16 protein-coding genes are annotated in these 12971 nt (G+C 60.1%); 5 read left to right on the forward strand and 11 right to left on the reverse strand.

Going from position 1 to position 12971, the window contains the following annotated elements:
- Positions 1-97 precede the first annotated feature (97 nt).
- Complete coding sequence (locus AM571_RS06170; RefSeq protein WP_074060661.1) at positions 98-1111, reverse strand: glycosyltransferase family 2 protein; 1014 nt, start codon at positions 1109-1111, stop codon at positions 98-100.
- Positions 1112-1185: 74 nt separating this feature from the next.
- On the opposite strand from AM571_RS06170, the gene AM571_RS06175 reads away from it, so the two are divergent.
- The gene (locus AM571_RS06175) at positions 1186-2148 is read left to right on the forward strand and encodes a lysylphosphatidylglycerol synthase domain-containing protein (RefSeq protein WP_074060662.1); all 963 of its coding nucleotides are present in this window, start codon (positions 1186-1188) and stop codon (positions 2146-2148) included.
- Here AM571_RS06175 and AM571_RS06180 read toward each other — a convergent pair.
- From AM571_RS06180 to AM571_RS06195, 3 genes are all read right to left on the reverse strand, one after another.
- Positions 2116-3360 carry an RNA polymerase sigma factor gene (locus AM571_RS06180; RefSeq protein WP_074060663.1) on the reverse strand — a complete coding sequence of 415 codons (1245 nt, stop codon included), beginning with the start codon at positions 3358-3360 and terminating at the stop codon, positions 2116-2118. The genes AM571_RS06175 and AM571_RS06180 overlap by 33 nt on opposite strands.
- Positions 3361-3626: 266 nt before the next feature.
- The gene (locus AM571_RS06190) at positions 3627-3986 is read right to left on the reverse strand and encodes a YciI family protein (RefSeq protein WP_074060665.1); all 360 of its coding nucleotides are present in this window, start codon (positions 3984-3986) and stop codon (positions 3627-3629) included.
- Positions 3987-3997: 11 nt separating this feature from the next.
- On the reverse strand, positions 3998-4348 hold the full coding sequence (locus tag AM571_RS06195) for a YciI family protein (protein ID WP_074060666.1): 351 nt from the start codon (positions 4346-4348) through the stop codon (positions 3998-4000).
- A gap of 154 nt (positions 4349-4502) precedes the next feature.
- On the opposite strand from AM571_RS06195, the gene AM571_RS06200 reads away from it, so the two are divergent.
- On the forward strand, positions 4503-4721 hold the full coding sequence (locus AM571_RS06200; protein WP_074060667.1) for a hypothetical protein: 219 nt from the start codon (positions 4503-4505) through the stop codon (positions 4719-4721).
- Between the two features lie 6 nt (positions 4722-4727).
- Here AM571_RS06200 and AM571_RS06205 read toward each other — a convergent pair whose 3' ends face one another.
- Positions 4728-6233, reverse strand: a complete 1506-nt coding sequence (locus tag AM571_RS06205; RefSeq protein WP_074060668.1) for an AMP nucleosidase — start codon at positions 6231-6233, stop codon at positions 4728-4730.
- 62 nt (positions 6234-6295) lie between these two features.
- Positions 6296-6466 carry a hypothetical protein gene (locus AM571_RS36875; RefSeq protein WP_165918550.1) on the reverse strand — a complete coding sequence of 57 codons (171 nt, stop codon included), beginning with the start codon at positions 6464-6466 and terminating at the stop codon, positions 6296-6298.
- 164 nt (positions 6467-6630) lie between these two features.
- On the opposite strand from AM571_RS36875, the gene AM571_RS06210 reads away from it, so the two are divergent.
- Entirely contained in the window at positions 6631-7332 is a 702-nt protein-coding gene (locus AM571_RS06210) for a glutathione S-transferase family protein (protein WP_074060669.1), read from the forward strand.
- 421 nt (positions 7333-7753) lie between these two features.
- On the opposite strand, the gene AM571_RS06215 is transcribed toward AM571_RS06210, so the two are convergent.
- The gene (locus tag AM571_RS06215) at positions 7754-8092 is read right to left on the reverse strand and encodes a DUF2147 domain-containing protein (protein WP_074063097.1); all 339 of its coding nucleotides are present in this window, start codon (positions 8090-8092) and stop codon (positions 7754-7756) included.
- A 441-nt stretch (positions 8093-8533) separates the two neighbouring features.
- Here AM571_RS06215 and AM571_RS06220 point away from each other — a divergent pair, with 441 nt between their 5' ends.
- Complete coding sequence (locus AM571_RS06220) at positions 8534-8800, forward strand: sel1 repeat family protein (protein ID WP_074060670.1); 267 nt, start codon at positions 8534-8536, stop codon at positions 8798-8800.
- 140 nt (positions 8801-8940) lie between these two features.
- On the opposite strand, the gene AM571_RS06225 is transcribed toward AM571_RS06220, so the two are convergent.
- Together AM571_RS06225 and AM571_RS06230 are read right to left on the reverse strand one after the other, a co-directional pair.
- The gene (locus AM571_RS06225) at positions 8941-10053 is read right to left on the reverse strand and encodes a pyridoxal phosphate-dependent aminotransferase (RefSeq protein WP_074063098.1); all 1113 of its coding nucleotides are present in this window, start codon (positions 10051-10053) and stop codon (positions 8941-8943) included.
- Between the two features lie 92 nt (positions 10054-10145).
- A complete protein-coding gene (locus AM571_RS06230) occupies positions 10146-10553 on the reverse strand; it encodes a pilus assembly protein PilZ (protein ID WP_074060671.1) in 408 nt (135 codons plus the stop codon).
- A gap of 258 nt (positions 10554-10811) precedes the next feature.
- On the opposite strand from AM571_RS06230, the gene AM571_RS06235 reads away from it, so the two are divergent.
- Positions 10812-11258 (forward strand): host attachment protein, encoded by a 447-nt coding sequence (locus AM571_RS06235; protein WP_022714615.1) that lies wholly within the window; start codon positions 10812-10814, stop codon positions 11256-11258.
- Positions 11259-11301: 43 nt separating this feature from the next.
- Here the strand turns inward: AM571_RS06235 and AM571_RS06240 are convergent, their stop codons facing one another.
- Both AM571_RS06240 and AM571_RS06250 read right to left on the reverse strand, forming a co-directional pair.
- A complete protein-coding gene (locus AM571_RS06240; protein ID WP_074060672.1) occupies positions 11302-12168 on the reverse strand; it encodes a LysR family transcriptional regulator in 867 nt (288 codons plus the stop codon).
- Positions 12169-12444: 276 nt separating this feature from the next.
- The gene (locus AM571_RS06250) at positions 12445-12795 is read right to left on the reverse strand and encodes a hypothetical protein (RefSeq protein WP_074060674.1); all 351 of its coding nucleotides are present in this window, start codon (positions 12793-12795) and stop codon (positions 12445-12447) included.
- Positions 12796-12971: the final 176 nt, after the last annotated feature.

A 12971-nucleotide genomic window follows, 5' to 3' on the forward strand; every position in this document is an offset into this window, starting at 1 on the left:
AGCGCAAAGGTGTTACCGCTCTTGCAAAAGTGGTGCGGGAGCGTCAGCGAGCCGTTGGCGTCCGGTTCGATGCCGCATCGAGTTGCCCCTTCGCCTCTCAAGTGTCGCTTCCATCGAAGATCTGCCGCACGATGTAATTCGGAGAAGCGTCGTCGCGATAGTAGGTGCGGGCAATCATCTCCGCCAGAATGCCAGTCGTGATCAACTGCACGGACGACAGCAGCAGCACGACGCCGACCATGAGCATCGGGCGGGTGCCGATATCGTTGCCGAGAATGAACTTGTCGAAGAACAGGTAAAGCAGGATCAGCGTTGCGAGTGCTCCCAGTCCGAGGCCGAGCGATCCGAAGAAATGGCCGGGCCGGGCCTTGTAGCGCATGAAGAACATCACCGACAGCAGGTCGAGGATAACCCGGAAGGTCCGCGAGATGCCGTATTTCGACTGGCCATGCTGGCGGGCATGGTGCGTGACGGCCATTTCGCCGATACGTGAGCTCGGGACGACGCCGGCGACCCAGGCGGGGATGAAGCGGTGCATTTCGCCCATCAGCTTTACCTGCTTGATGATCGAGGCGCGATAGATCTTCAGGCTGCAGCCATAGTCGTGGAGCTTGACGCCGGTGATACGACCGATCAGATAGTTGGCGCACCATGAGGGAATCTTGCGCAGCAGCAGGCCGTCCTTGCGGTTCTTGCGCCAGCCGACCAGGAGATCGAGTTCACGGCGCTCGAGTTCGGAAATCATCGAAGGAATGTCCTTCGGATCATTCTGCAGGTCGCCGTCCATCGTCGCAATCAGCCGGCCCTTTGCCGTATCGATGCCTGCCTGCATCGCAGCGGTTTGGCCGAAGTTGCGCTGCAACTCGACGATCCTGAGCGCCAGGCCCTCACGCCCTAGATACTTGCGGGCATTGACGAGGGTGGCATCCGTGCTGCCGTCATCGACCAGGATAAGCTCCCACCGGTAGGGATAGGCGACCATCGCGTCGCATATCCGTTCGACAAGCGTGCCGACGCTTTCTTCCTCGTTGAAGACCGGCACCACAAGCGAAAGTTCGAGCGACTGCGTTAGATCATTTGCGCTTTGCAGCGACTCTGACGTTGTCTGCAACTGTTATTGCTCCTAAAAGGCCGTGACGGCCAGTCGAGCGGCGTTTTGGCCACTGAAGTCAGGAAGCCTAGTACATGAACTCTCCGGCTGGCGCCAGTCGACAATCCTGGTTCGGGCGCAATCGAATGACACTGCTGACGATCGTCATCGTCGCAGCCTATGCGCTTTTCATCGAGTGGTTCTGGGGATGGTCGGCCATCATCGCCCAATGGGCGGCCGTCGGCGTTATGCCGATCCTCGTTGCTCTTGCATTGTTGACCAGTACCTATTTCCTGCGGACATGGCGCATTCTCGATTACTTCCCACGCGAGACGGCGGGCAGGTTCGGCACGCTTTTCCGCGTGACGCAGGTTCATAACCTGCTCAACATCATGCTGCCGTTGCGCACCGGAGAGACGAGTTTTCCGGTTCTCATGCGCGCGGAATTCGGCATTCCGCTGACGCGTGCAACCTCCGCTCTCCTTGTCATGCGTCTCCTCGATCTGCATGCGCTGCTTGCCGCAGCCGGCATCGGATTTGCGGCAGCCGCTCCGGATGCCGTTCTGGCCTGGCTTTTGTGGACCGCATTCCTGCTTTTGCCGATCACCGCTTTCCTGGTCCGCAAGCCTTTGCTTCGCTTCGGCTTGCGGATCTTTCCCGCCAAGGCGCAGGGCTTCCTGACGGAAATCGACAGCGGCCTGCCCGCAGATGCCACAGCCTTCGGGCGAGCCTGGGCCATGACGGCGGTGAACTGGTTGGTGAAGGTCGTCGTGCTCGTCTGGGCGCTCAGCCTCATGGGCGTTTCGCCGCTCACGGCCAGTTTCGGCGGCGCGCTTGGAGGCGAGCTTTCGTCGGTTCTTCCGGTCCATGCGCCAGGCGGGGTCGGCACCTATCCCGCGGGCATCACCGCAGGCGCCGTTGCATTGGGTGCACCGGGCGGAAAGGCGGCGCTTGCGGCCCTGGCGCAGGCGAGCGTCAATGCACATCTGTTGATCATCGTCTCTGCCTTGACGGGAACCGCAATCTCACTGCCTTTCGGGCGGCGCCGTCAGCTGTGATATCCTCTTGCGCAGGAAAGCCAGCTCTGGCCCTTGCTGACAAAGGGACAGCGCGCGTTCATAGGCGGTGATCGCCTCTGCCTTGCGGTCGAGCTGGCGCAGGAAATCGGCGCGTGCGGCATGCGCAAGGTGATAGCTGCCGAGCTTGCCCGATGCCAGAATGCAGTCGATGATCTCGAGGCCCCTTTGTGGTCCTTCCGACATTGCGATCGCCACTGCGCGGTTGAGTTCGACGATCGGCGAGGGTTGGGCCGTCATCAGCAGGTCGTAATAGGCAGCGATGCGCGGCCAATCCGTTGCCTCCGGCGTTCTGGCCCTGGCATGTTCGGCGGCAATGGCGGCCTGGACAGTGTAGAGGCCCACCTCGCCAGGTTCCATCGCCCGCCGCAGCAGGTCCATACCTTCTTCTATCTTCCCGCGGTCCCAGGTCGATCGATCCTGTTCTGCAATGAGGACGAGGCTGCGGTCGTCTGCGCGCCGTGCCAGCCCGCGGGAATCCTGCAGCAGCATCAGCGCCAGCAGGCCCTCGACATCGGGATGTGGCAGCAAGTCGGCCACCAGCCGCGCCAGCCGGATCGCCTCGGCAGTCAGGTCGGCCCGGACCACTTCCGTGCCCCAAGAGGCCGAATAGCCTTCGTTGAAGACGAGATAGATGACGTGTAGCACGCGCTCGAGGCGCTGCGGCAGTTCGTCGAGGTCGGGAACTTCGTAAGGGATGCGATCTGAACGTATCTTGCTCTTCGCCCGCACGATCCGCTGTGCGACGGTCGGGGTAGGAACGAGGAATGCATGGGCGATTTCCTCGGTCGTCAGGCCACAGACTTCGCGCAGCGCCAATGCCATCTGGGCCTCACATGGAATGGCCGGATGGCAGCAGGTGAAGATCAGTCGCAGCATGTCGTCGCCGACAAGCTCCATGTTGCCGATCTCCGCAGCGTCGGCCTCGCCATACAGGCTGTCTTCGATGTCCTTCAGGGACGCATCGAAGCGCGAGCGCCGCCGGATACGGTCGATTGCCTTGTGGCGCCCGGTGGAAACGAGCCATGAAAAAGGATTGCCGGGAACACCGTCGCGCGGCCATGCGCGCGCGGCTGACGCAAAAGCGTCGTGCAGGGCCTCCTCAGCCTGGTCGAAATCGCCGAGCAGGCGGATGAGAGTTGCCAGCACCCGTCTCGATTGGGCCCGGTAGATGTCCTCGATCAGTTGCTCCAAATGCTACTCCGGTAAAGTGAGTATCCGCGCCGGCCGCAGTTTACGGCGCCGACGCGTGCGGCAATCTCCTGGACGCTGCGGAGTCCGTTGCTTGACACGTAGGAAACCCCCAAGATGCTTCTTGGTTCGACATGAGCCCCATCGGTCGCCTGCCGTCGTTGTTGCGGAACTGCAGCTGAAATGCGCGCTCTGGCGAGTTCGCCGGTCTCTTTCGGCGTCATCGCGCCGCCAACGTCTGCAGAATTCTCGAAAACATGCCGCATGGACTAATCTTCATCCTTGATGGAATAGGCAGGACGGATCTCGACAGAGGCGTATTTCAGGATCGGGAAAGTCGAAACGATCGATTTCGCTTCCTCCATGTCCCTGGCTTCGAGCAATACGAAACCGCCGAGGTGCTCCTTGATTTCTGCGAAAGGACCATCGGTCGCAACCGTCGTGCCCTTGCGGATGCGCAGAGTGACTGCCGAGGCGGGCTCGCGCAGCGCAAGCGCTTCCTGAAGAAAACCGCGATCGTGCCAGAGATCGTCACTGACGATGCATTCTTTAGTCAGCGCCTCCCATTCTTCCTGCGGGACCAGCTTGCTTTTTTCGGTATCGAACCAGACCTGGCAAAGAAACTTCATGGCGTGCTTCCTCAGTCGAACGTGTGGACAGGATGAATTTCAATGCTGCCGAACTTTGCCAGTCGAATACCGGCTGGGACACGGATCGCGTCGCTGAGGTCATTGGCCTCGATCAGGCTGAGGCCGCCGATCTGTTCCTTCGTCTCAACATAGGGGCCATCGGTCACCGACACCATTCCATTGCGCACATGGCTGGTCACGGCACTCATCTGCGATTGCAGAGGCTCGGCGCGGATCATGTGGCCGCATGCGACGAGGTCCCCTTCATAACCAGGCAAATCCCTGTCGAGGCTCGTCTTCTCCTCTTTCCTCATGCGCTCGAGCGCGGATGGCCCAAACCACCCCTGACACAGATATTTCATCGCTTGCCTCCTGCTGGCTGCCTCTCACGGCATGTTGACGAAGAGACTAGGCGGAAATCGACAGCAAAGAAAAAAATCTTTCCTTCACCCGGCCTGTCGAAATCGTCGGCGTGCATTCGACAAAGCTCCATCGACAAATGAAGGAGTGAAGGACATGGGAGTTCTGGAAATAGCCATTGCAAGTCTCATCTGGGCGCGCCACAGGCAGGAGTCCCGCGATGAGCTTTACGAGACGGATACTGGCCAGATTCTTGGGCGGATGATGGTTGCCTTTGCGGTGTTTGCCGTGGTCATCGCAGGACTGGAGATTGCGGCCGCAAGCCCTGGCGCCCCGCAAATGATTGCGGATCGCACGGTGGCAGAAGTGAAGTGAAGCGGATTACTGGAAGGCAGTCTCGAAGAAGCTGCGCAGCTTGCGTGAATGCAGTGCCTCCGGCGGCATGGCCGCAAGCTTCTGGATGGCGCGGATGCCGATCTGCAGGTGCTGGTTGACCTGTGTTCGATAAAAGGCGGTCGCCATGCCCGGCAGTTTCAGCTCGCCATGCAGCGGCTTGTCGGAAACGCAAAGAAGTGTGCCGTAGGGCACGCGGAAGCGAAAGCCGTTGGCCGCGATCGTTGCCGATTCCATGTCGAGCGCGATGGCTCGCGCCTGGGAGAGCCGCTTCACAGGGCCGCGCTGGTCGCGCAATTCCCAGTTGCGGTTGTCGATCGTGCCGACGGTGCCGGTGCGCATGATGCGCTTGAGCTCAAAGCCTTCGTAGCCGGTGATTTCGGCGACAGCTGCCTCCAGCGCCACCTGCACTTCGGCAAGCGCGGGGATCGGCACCCAGACCGGCAGGTCGTCGTCGAGGACATGATCCTCGCGCATATAGGCGTGCGCCAGGACATAGTCACCGAGGCGCTGGCTGTTGCGCAAGCCGGCGCAGTGACCAAGCATCAGCCAGGCATGTGGGCGCAGAACGGCCACGTGGTCGGTGATCGTCTTGGCGTTGGAGGGGCCGACGCCGATATTGATCATGGTGATGCCGGCATGGCCCTTTTTCTTCAGGTGATAGGCAGGCATCTGCGGCAAGCGGGGGGCCGTGGCATCGGTTTCGGGCTGGCACGATCCGGCATGGGTGATGATGTTGCCTGGCTCGACGAAGGCCGTATAGCCGTCTTCGCCGCCGCCTTTGGCTATCGTCTCGCGCGCCCAGGAGCAGAATTCGTCCATGTAGAACTGGTAGTTCGTGAAAAGCACGAAGTTCTGGAAGTGCTGCGCGCTCGTTGCTGTGTAATGGGCAAGGCGGGCGAGCGAATAATCCATGCGCTGGGCCGTAAAGGCCGCAAGCGGCGAAGGCTCGCCCGGCGCCGGGATATATTCGCCGTTGGCGATCTCGTCGTCGGTCGTATTGAGGTCCGGCGTGTCGAAGAGGTCGCGCATCGGGATGTCGATGAAGGTCGAGGCCGACGCCTCGACATGGGCGCCTTCGCCGAAGGCGAAATGCAGCGGGATCGGCGTCGAGGATTCGGACACGACGATCGGAACGTTATGACTTCTCATCAAGAGCGCCAGCTGTTCCTTCAGGTAGTGACGGAAAAGCTTCGGCCGGGTGACGGTCGTCGTATAAACACCCGGCGCCGTCACATGCCCGTAGGAGAGGCGGGAGTCGACATGGCCGAAGCTGGTCGTCTCGATGCTGACCTGAGGGTAGAAGGCGCGGTAGCGCGAGGAAATCGGCGCGCCCTTGGCAAGCTTCGAAAAACTGTCGATCAGGAAGGCGGTATTGCGTTCGTAAAGCGCAGTCAGCGCATCGACGGCCTGCGCTGGATCGTCGAAGCTTTGCGGTTCAAAGGCAGGTGGCGAGGAAATATCAAGAGGTAATGGAGAGATTCGTTTGCTCATGGCGCATTATAGGTTGCCCTTTTTAACAAGCAAGCGACGCACCTTCGGCCCGCGTCAGAAATTCAGCGGACACTCGTACAGAAGGGGCTGGTCACGTTGAGGCAGGTGTAGTTCGCACCGAAATGCGATTGTGCTCCGCCCCCGCCACCGCGCACGACCGCGGCCGAGAATGTGATCGCGAAAACCGCCGCGAACAGCGTGATGACGGTGAAGCGTCTTGCGAGAATAAGCACGTCCATGTTCCTTGGGGCCGATATGCGTCTTATCGTTGAGTCAAGTCTTGCCACACGCCGGCTGAACGGGTGCTGAGGTTCCGGTTCATTTGGCGTTCACAATGGTTGACGACTTGAAGGCGCCGCTTGGCAACTTATGTGTCTAGTCCCGCAAAGGAGATTTCATGACCGCACCGATTGAACTTTATTATTGGCCGACCCCGAACGGCTTTAAGATCAGCATCATGCTCGAGGAGCTGGGCGTTCCCTACGAGGTGAAGTACGTCAATATCGGCAAGGGCGAGCAGTTTGCGCCCGACTTCCTGAAAATCGCGCCGAACAACCGCATGCCGGCGATCATCGATCCGGACGGCCCCGGCGGCGCGCCGATCTCCGTCTTCGAATCGGGTGCCATTCTCCAATACCTCGGCCGCAAATACGGCAAGTTCTATCCCCAGGACGAGCGCACGCGCGTGCAGGTGGAAGAATGGCTGTTCTGGCAGGTCGGCGGCCTCGGTCCGATGGCAGGCCAGGCGCACCATTTCCGCAGCTATGCGCCGGAAAAGATCGAATACGGCATCAACCGCTACACGAACGAAGTGAATCGCCTCTACGGCGTGATGAACAGGCGGCTGGAAGGCCGCGGCTACTTCGCCGGCGACTATTCGATCGCCGACATGGCCTGCATCGGCTGGGTGATCCCCTACGAGCGGCAGGGACAGGACCTTAATGATTTTCCGAACCTCAAGGCTTGGTTCGAGCGCATGCATCAGCGCCCGGCGGTTCTAAGGGGCATCGAGGTCGGCAAGCAAGAGCGCGAACGCCAGACGAATCTCGCCGAGGACAAGGAAGCGCAGAAGGTTCTCTTCGGCCAGCGCGCCCGCTGAAGGCGGCACCTCGGAACATGGCTGGAATGTCGAATTAAAAAAGAGGACGCCCGAAACACGTTGTTGGGGCGTCCTTCCTTGTTCGAGAAGCTTCAGCGGTGAGTTTGCAGATTTTGCTTGTGGCTGAGAGCCGGTCAGAAGGCCGGAACGACCCAGCAAGCCATCGTGAAGTCAATTGATGCCGCCGATCGACAGGAAGGACGACTGCTCTTGCCGAAATTGCCGATGAACGGTCATCTTTCAGTAAGATGGCGGTCATCGTGTTGCGGGCGCATTGTTCAGTCGGGGTCGCTTAATGGAGCGCAGCACGTGGGCCTCGCAACACGCTGCAGCCGCATTGCTGGCATGTTCATCGGTTTTTGCATTCAGGCACGCTTTCGGTCGCTGAGGCCGGGCAGCGATTGCCCAACTGCTTTTGATTTCAAAGCCGCGTCCAGGTCTGCGACTTGCACAGCACCTTAAGCACGCAGCCCTTCATCTTCAGCGAATTGCCGGAGAGGCTTCCCGAGCCGCTGTAGGTCTTGTCGCTTTTAGGGTCGGTGATCTCACCGTCATAGGTGGCGCCGGTGCCGGCAAGCGTGCCGATCTTCTTGCCCGCGAATTTGCCGGTTTTCAGCGTCACGCAATAGCCGCTGCCGCAAGGAGCGATCTGGGCGGTTTCGCCCGAGGCGGTCCTCCAGGTGCCGACGATCGGCTCCTGAGCGCAAGCAAGGCTGACTGAAAGCGTCGCGGCGCCGGCGAGAACAAGTATGCGGATCATCATTTCCTCCCTGATGTCCTGAGCGCGGCGAAAATAACTTACGCGGACGTAAAGGTAAACAGCCGGCAATCGTGAAATTTTGCCGATTTCCAAGACCCTTCGTCGCCGAATTGTTTCCAGCTCGCTTCTTGCCGACTGTTTTCGTGGTGAACGAAGGGTTGATTTTCAAAAATGAATCTTTCGTAAAATTGTCCGGAAAGTCCTTAATGCGCAGGGACTCGGATGTTTAACGAAAACCCAATTTTACCAAGCGTTTGGACTTTGTTTGTCTCAAATTAATCATGCATTTTAGGCGTTTTTTGAAAGCGGAGCGGCATAGTGGAGCCATCAAACGAGCGGGGCAAACTCGCCGGACCGAAGGGACCCAAAGCTGCAATAGACGGCAGGGCCTGGAAGGTAAAACAGGGCAAGTCGAAAATAGACTGAACAGGGATTAAACCGATGGCACGCTTTGAAATGCACAATGCTGAAATGGCCACCATGGGTGGCGACAACAACGCCGATATCTTCTGCGAAATGGGCCTCATGTATGCAACAGGCCGCGGCTGCGACATCGATCTCGTCGCTGCGCACAAGTGGTTGAACATCGCCGCGATCAAGGGCAACGACCGCGCTGCCGAGCTTCGCGCCGATGTCGCCGCCACGATGGACAAGATGCAGCTCGCCGCGGCACTCCGCGCCGCCCGTGAATGGATGACGATCCACTGAGACCGTCTTCGGCGCGAGGGCGCAAGGGAAAGAAACAACAACCTCAAAAGAGGGGACGGGCGGAGCGCTTTGGACGGCGCTCGGGCCAGGGAGAACGAAAACCGCGACCGGCAGGAACAAGGCCGGCGCGGTTTTTCCATTTAGTCCAGCAAGCGGAGAATCCGGGGCAGGGCTTCCTCCAAGCGTGCCATATCCCGCTCCGGCCCGACGCTGACGCGGATGCAGCGGTCGAGCGGCGCCACGCCCGGCATGCGGATGAAGACGCCGTGCTGCATAAGCCCATCGACGATTGAGCGGGCATGGGCACCGTCGCGTCCGGCGTCGATTGCGACGAAGTTCGTGGCTGATGGAAGCGGCGAAAGCTGGTTGGCGCGGGCGATTGATGCGATGCGCTCGCGCGCAGCATGGATATTGCCGACAACCTGAGCAAGATAGGCCTGATCCTTGAGCGCGGCCAGTGCCGCCACCGTCGCCAGCCGGTTCATGCCGAAGTGGTTCCTGATCTTGTCGAAGGCCAGCGCCGTGCCGGGCGTCGAGATGGCATAGCCGACGCGAGCCCCGGCCAGACCATAGGCCTTCGAGAAGGTACGGGTGCGCACGACGTTCGGAAGGCCGATCAGCGCCTCGATCGAGGGAAGTGAACCGCCAGGGCCGGTTTCGCTATAGGCCTCGTCGAGCACCAGAAGGCAGGTTTCCGGAAGGGCGCGGGCGAAGGCGACGATGCTGTCGGCATCCCACCAGCTTCCCATCGGATTGTCCGGATTGGCGAAGTAAACGAGCGGGGCGTTTTCGCGCTTTACCGCATCGAGCAGGCCGGAGAGATCCTCGCGATCGTCGATGTAGGGCACTGTCACCAGCCGTCCACCGAAGCCCGCGACATGGAAATTGAAGGTCGGATAGCCACCGAGCGACGTGACGACCGGCATTCCCGGTTCGATCACCATGCGAACGATCTGGCCGAGGAGTTCGTCGATGCCGCCGCCGATCGCGATATTGGCTGCCGTGACGCCAAGATGGGCAGCCAGCGCCTCGCGGAGATCGAAGTTTTCCGGATCGTTATATTTCCAGATATCGCCCGCCTGCTCGCGCATGGCGGCAAGCACGGAGGGCGCGGGGCCGAAGCCGTTTTCATTGGCGCCGATGCGGGCCTCGACCTTGAGACCGCGCTTTCGCTCGATGGCTTCGGGACCGACAAAGGGAACGGTGGAAGGAAGGGCGCTGACAAGCGGCGTGAAGCGCGAGAAGGCGGACATCGAAATGCAGGTTCCCGGGATGATGAAAAATCGCGCCAACAATAGGCACTGCCATCCTCAAGGCAAGGAAGATTATTCTATCGCCTGCTGGCTTACGGCCTGCTTTGGATGCGCGGTGCGCGATATGCCTCGATCGCTTCGAGATTGCCAGCCATGAAGTCGGCGCGCACGACGCGCCGAAGCACTTCGGGGTCCAGCGTGTTGATGAAGCGGACACCGATGCGCTCGTTGTTGCGATAAACCTCCGCGCAGCCGATGCGATATGCAAGGCCCAGAATATTGAGATAGTAGTGTTTCGGCAGCCCGGCCGCCGAGGAGACGACGAAAGTGGCACCGCCGCGGGAAATATCCAGGATCTCGGCGCTTCGAAGCGAGATGCCGGTCAGGCAAGGGCGCACGGCGACGATGCGGGCCGGGCGCCGCACGTTGAACTGTTCCCAGCGTACGTCATAAACTTCCGATCTGACCGTCGCAAGGTGGGTTCCTCGGAGCATGGACATGACGCGGCCCTCCCTGGGCCAAGCTCGTGCTGGCCCTGTTGTCGCACAACGTCACATGAATGTTTTTCGCATTCGTCAAACGGATCGGGACAATTTTAACAAAGGCCGATTTTGTTTTGTGCGCAAAGGGCAGTTCCGGTATCGCATTACCCTTGCGAATCGATTTATCCGTGGACCCTCCGAACTCTTTCAATTACTGTACGTTTTGCCTCTGTCGATGAAGCATTTCGCTTCGAATTTCATTAAGAGGAAACGAAAATGGCTGACATCAAAGTGCCGTGGGAATCATGGGTCGTGGTCTGTGATGGTGCGAAGGCTTTGATCATGCGCAACGCAGGCAATGCGCTTCTCATGAACCTGCAGGTGCATGAAACGCTGAGCCAACCCAGCGAGCCCACCCGCGAACTCGGCACCGATAAGCCTGGACGGGCCCATGCTCCCGACGGCACGAGCGGCAGCGCCATGGAGCAAACAGATTGGCAGGAGCAGGCGGAGGCCGATTTTTTGAGGCGGATCGCCGCGAAGTTGGACAAGCTGGTCCGTGAACGAAACGGTAGCCGCATCATTCTGGTTGCACCGCCCAAGGCGCTGGGTACCTTGAGACCGAACCTGAGCGCCGAAGCGCAGGCAGCCATTTCCGCGGAAGTTCCCAAGGATTATACCAACATGCCGGTCGATGAGATCGAGCGCCGCCTGGCTGCCTGATCATTTTCCGGAAGAGGAGCGCGGGCAAAGGCTCGCGCTTTTTTCATCCACCGCTCTTTCGTCCTGCAAACAAATCTTCGTTCTCACCCAAAAGCGCGGCAAGTCTGTCGATGACCGTGCGAACTTCCGCACGCTGGCGCTCGTCGTCATGGGCCGTGATCCACATGTCGTAGGTGAGCGGCTCGATGATCGGTCCGGCGCGCGTAAGGCCGGGCTCAGCATCGCCTATGAAACATGGCAGCACGCCGCGGCCGGCACCGCCCCTAATCAGGTGAAAGAGCATATGCGGCGTGTTCGTCCAGCCGGTGATCCAATGGTCTAACTGCTCGAAGGTCCATTTGTCCGCCGGTGTGATCGCGATGTCGGTGCCCAGGGATATCCAGTTGCGGTTGTCATTGTCGAAGCTTGCCGCCTGGTAAGCCGCGTGCGCCACCGTTACCGAACGCCGGATCGCGATATTGCCGTTTTCGGGACGGCTGCGCCTTATGGCAATGTGCGCTTCCCGATAGGTGAAATCGACGCCCGCGTCGCAGGTCTTGTAGCACATGCGGAATGGGTCTTTCGGCGTCCAGATTCTTGCCAAGTGATCGGCGATGAAACGCGACGTCCAGCTGTCGGCGGCCGTCGAAACGATCGGCAGTGTGAGCACTTCGCCGCGCCAGTCGGAGATCGACTGCGCGGCCTCCTGCATCAGGCGCACGCGCTCCAAAAGCGCCGTGCCGTCCTTTGCCAGCAGATAGCCGGTTGGCCCGCGTGTGAAGAGCGCCCGGCCCGTTGCGCGCTCGAGCGCCAGCATGCGACGGCCGATCGTGGGCGCGCTGAGGCCGGTCTTTGACGCAGCCGCCGACAGTCCGCCGGCGGTCGCGACATGGAAGAAGAGTTGAAGATCGTCCCAGTTCGCGTCTTTCATTTTTGAAAACCCCCTTTCTTCCGCAGGCTCTACATTCGGCTGCGGCGAAGGCCTAGTTCAAGCGCTCCAACAGATAGATGGAGAACCCGACAATGCTTCTCAACTGGGTAGTTCTTTGCAACGAGCTGGAGACAAGAAACAGGAGCCGCCGCCGCGATCCACTGGCAGACCCGCTCGACGGGCCGGACTGGGAGGGCCTGCGTTGGCTCCTGCCGCTGATCGTGTGGTTTGGCGCGCGCGACAGTGCCCGCGCGCCCGGCGGCACGGCATGGCGCGTCAGACGTCCGCTTCGAAGCTCAGGCGCAGCACATGGTGCAGGAATTCAGCATTGATCAGCATGTTGAAGCTGATCGTTACCAGATCGCCTTCACGCTTGACCACCGTCGAGCCGATCTCGTCGCGGATGCCGAGGATTTCTAGGAAGAAGTGGTTCGGAACCTCGACCATCCGGCTCACTTCGAGGACGGCGCCGGCGAGATTGATGGTGCGGATCAGGCAGCGGACCTGTGTGCCGGTGCTGAGGTGATGGCCGACGAAAATGATCTTGCCGGGTCGGTCGAGCGAGAAATCCCGGTAGGATTTCTCCCGCTCGTTAGTGTCGTCGTTGAGGTGCGTCTGAAAGGCCATCATCAGCCTCCGCTCGTTTCACGATTGAAAGGTAACGCATGAATGCTGACAGGTACTGAACGGGATCAATTGCATTTGAGGCTTATGCGTAGCTGGACGCAAAAAGCCCCTGATATCGGCAAATGGCGCGCGAGCCGGGCGGTCCATTCCGGGGCAATCTTGACAAAGCGGGCCGC

It is taken from the genome of Rhizobium etli 8C-3 (assembly GCF_001908375.1).
Classification (GTDB): domain Bacteria; phylum Pseudomonadota; class Alphaproteobacteria; order Rhizobiales; family Rhizobiaceae; genus Rhizobium; species Rhizobium etli_B.